The following is a 2,964-nucleotide window of genomic DNA, read 5'->3' on the forward strand; positions in this document are numbered from 1 at the left end:
CATCGATGCCCCGGCCCGGGAGGCAGCAGCAGAGAGGCTCGATGCCCGAAGCAGGGAAGAAGCCTGGCCGCCAGCGACGCTGGCGGGCCACCCGCATCTTCAGAACCTCCCAGCTGCGTACGAGTTCTTCATGCGCCACCGCGTACGGACTTATGTGATCAGCCGTCTGTTCGTACCGGCGACGCGTCAGCGCCCTGGGCCGGGAGGACGGCCTCGAACTCCTGAAGCCTTCGGGGTCGCCGGTCTCCTTGGCGGCTTCTGCTGGGGCCTTCAGCAGGCGGGCGGCCAGTTCCGTAAAAGCCAGCAGGCCCGGGCCAGGTGCCGGGCGGCTGGTGTCGCGTACCAGCGGGTGCAGCAGCGTGACCGGCAATGAGTTCAGCCCGGCCGGAGTGCCAGGTCAACTCGACACTTCCTCCCGTCGCCGGTCATCGCTGGCCGTGGCGGGGATGGCGTTGTCGATGAGGACGGCGGCGATGGCGGCGGCGGTGGGGAAGGCGTCGGCGTTGAGGACCCGGGTGCGGGCCGCGGCGCCGTCGAGGAGCAGCGCGAGCTGCTCCCCGAGCTGCTCGGGGTCGGCGGCGCCGGCTTCGCGGGCGGTGTCGGCGAGCCGCGCGGCGACGGCCTTCTTGTAGTCGCTCGCGTACCGGGATGCGGGGTGCTGGGGGTCGTGGAGTTCGACGGCGGCGCCGATGTAGGGGCACAGGGGGGTGGTGGGGGGGATGTCGAAGGCGGCGAGGAGCCGTTCGCGGGGTGTGAGGTCGGTGCGGTCGAACACGCCCGACAGAACGGAGGGGTCGAACCGGCGCAGGTACTCGGCGACGAGTTCGTCCTTGCCGGTGAAGTGCTGGTAGGCCGTGCGCTTGGACACCTCGGCCGCCGCGCAGAGCTCGTTCATGCCGGTGCGGTTGATGCCCTGCTCGCGGAACAGCTGCTGGGCGGCGCTGAGGATGCGCTCGCGGGCGCCCCGGCCGCGGCGGCGGCCCGTGGGGCCCTTCTCCAACTCCGTCATGGCTCCATCGTACCGCGGCTAGGTAACGACCGGTGTACATAGTTTGCGCCCCAGCCGCTCGCCCCGTACGGTACGTACACAGGACGGTGTACATAACACCGTCGTTCCGGGTGCGCACGGCACCACCGACTCAAGGGAGCGACTATGGGAAAGCTCGACGGCAAGGTCGCGGTCATCACCGGCGCCACCACCGGCATGGCGCTGGCAGGCGCGAAGCTGTTCGTCGACGAGGGAGCGCACGTCTTCATCACCGGCCGCCGCCAGGAGGCCCTTGACGAGGCCGTGAAGCAGATCGGCCGCAACGTCACCGGCGTCCAGGGTGACGCCGCCGACCTGGACGACCTGGACCGCCTGTACGACACCGTCAAGCGGGAGAAGGGCAGCATCGACGTGCTGTGGGCCAGCGCAGGCGGGGGCGAGCCCGCCCCGCTCGGCGAGATCACCGAGGCCCAGTTCGACACCTGGTTCGGGCTCAACGCCCGCGGCACCCTGTTCACCGTCCAAAAGGCCCTCCCGCTCTTCAACGACGGCGGCTCCATCCTCATGACCGGCTCCAACGCCTCCCTCGGCGCCTTCCCCGGCTGGAGCGTCTACGCCGGCAGCAAGGCCGTCCAGCAGGCATGGGCCCGCATCTGGCTCAACGAGCTCAAGGACCGCCGCATCCGCGTCAACGTCCTGACCCCCGGCCAGGTCGCCACCGCCAAGCAGGAAGAACTCTTCGACGAGGCCACCAAGCGCCAGTTCGAGTCCCTCATCCCCCGCGGCCAGATGGGCCGCCCCGACGAAATCGCCACCGCCGCCCTCTTCCTCGCCTCCGACGACTCCAGCTACGTCAACGGCATGGAACTCGTCGCCGACGGCGGCACCACCGCCATCTGAACCGAATCACACACAACCAGGGCAGGACATCTCATGAGCAGCATCAGCATCATTGGCACCGGCAACATGGCCGGCACCATCGGCGCACGGGCGATAACGGGCGGCAACACCGTCGAGGTCATGGGCCGCAATCAGTCCAAGGCCACCGACCTGGCCAAGGCTCTCGGCGGCGGCACCACGACCGGAGAATGGGGCACCGCCCCGGCCGGGGACATCGTCATCGTGGCCCTGCTGTACGACGGCGTCGTGCCGGCCATCGCCCAGTACGGCGACACTCTCGCAGGCAAGGTCATCGTCGACATCAGCAACCCCTTCAACTCCACCTTCGACGGGCTGGCCCACCGCGAGGAGACCTCGATCGCGCAGGAAGTCGCCAAAGCGGCCCCGGCCGGCGCCAGCGTGGTGAAGGCGTTCAACACCGTCTTCCGCCACGTCCTGGAAAAGGGCCGACCCGACGTCTTCCTCGCCGGCGACGATGCGCAGGCCAAGGCGAGTGTGGAGGCGTTCATCGAGAGCCTCGGGATGCGCCCGCTGGACGTCGGCGGCCTGAAGATGGCGCACTGGCTGGAAGGAGCGGGCGTGGTCACGGTGGGCCTCGCCAACCACGGGGTGGGGAACCTGGACTTCGCTCTCAGCATCACCGAACTTCCCGTCTGAGCAAACGATTGACTGATGGCCCGCGTGCGGTCGGCTGCCAGGTCGTAGCGGCGAGCGGTGAGAATCTTCAGGTCCACCGCGATCTCATCTCAGTCCTGCAGAGGCTGCAGGTCCCGGCGCATCCGGGCCTGGTCGGCGATGACGTAGGCGTCCTTGGCATCGGTCTTGCCGTCCCCTCGGTAGCGGTCGGCCTCGTGGATGTCAGAAGCGTTCTGATCCCATTAGCTCCAGCGATATCGATCGATGACGGTCAGCGGTTGTTCGGGGCCTTTCGGGAGGTGTTACTGGGTTGGTGCGGTCGCTGGGGTTTTGTACCCCGAGATCGCCCGTAAGATTCCAACAGCGTCAGAACAGGGACACGAAGTGGTGACCACGACGAACACGACAGTCCAGGCCGCCCATGCCGCGGGCGAAGCCAC

General features: G+C 68.4%; 3 protein-coding genes and 1 pseudogene. 2 read left to right on the top strand and 2 right to left on the bottom strand.

All coding sequences use genetic code 11. The annotated features are described in order from the left end of the window. Positions 1 to 397: 397 nt before the first annotated feature. Entirely contained in the window at positions 398 to 1,009 is a 612-nt protein-coding gene (locus AB0950_RS40320) for a helix-turn-helix domain-containing protein (protein ID WP_360163040.1), read from the bottom strand. Positions 1,010 to 1,153: 144 nt separating this feature from the next. Between AB0950_RS40320 and AB0950_RS40325 the strand changes: the two genes are divergently transcribed. After that, positions 1,154 to 1,888 carry an SDR family oxidoreductase gene (locus tag AB0950_RS40325; RefSeq protein WP_360163043.1) on the top strand — a complete coding sequence of 245 codons (735 nt, stop codon included), beginning with the start codon at positions 1,154 to 1,156 and terminating at the stop codon, positions 1,886 to 1,888. A 33-nt stretch (positions 1,889 to 1,921) separates the two neighbouring features. Next, a complete protein-coding gene (locus AB0950_RS40330; protein ID WP_360163046.1) occupies positions 1,922 to 2,545 on the top strand; it encodes an NAD(P)-binding domain-containing protein in 624 nt (207 codons plus the stop codon). On the opposite strand, the pseudogene AB0950_RS40335 reads toward AB0950_RS40330, so the two are convergent. Beyond that, positions 2,524 to 2,727 (bottom strand): annotated as a pseudogene (locus tag AB0950_RS40335) (transposase); the annotation flags it as partial. The gene AB0950_RS40330 and the pseudogene AB0950_RS40335 overlap by 22 nt on opposite strands. Between the last annotated feature and the right edge of the window lie 237 nt (positions 2,728 to 2,964).

The organism is Streptomyces sp. NPDC007189 (assembly GCF_040703635.1).
Classification (GTDB): Bacteria; Actinomycetota; Actinomycetes; order Streptomycetales; family Streptomycetaceae; genus Streptomyces.

Bases quoted from the DNA above. Each gene is read 5' to 3' on its own strand.
- AB0950_RS40320 (WP_360163040.1), bottom strand. From the start codon at position 1,009: ATGACGGAGTTGGAGAAGGGCCCCACGGGCCGCCGCCGCGGCCGGGGC.
- AB0950_RS40325 (WP_360163043.1), top strand. From the start codon at position 1,154: ATGGGAAAGCTCGACGGCAAGGTCGCGGTCATCACCGGCGCCACCACC.
- AB0950_RS40330 (WP_360163046.1), top strand. From the start codon at position 1,922: ATGAGCAGCATCAGCATCATTGGCACCGGCAACATGGCCGGCACCATC.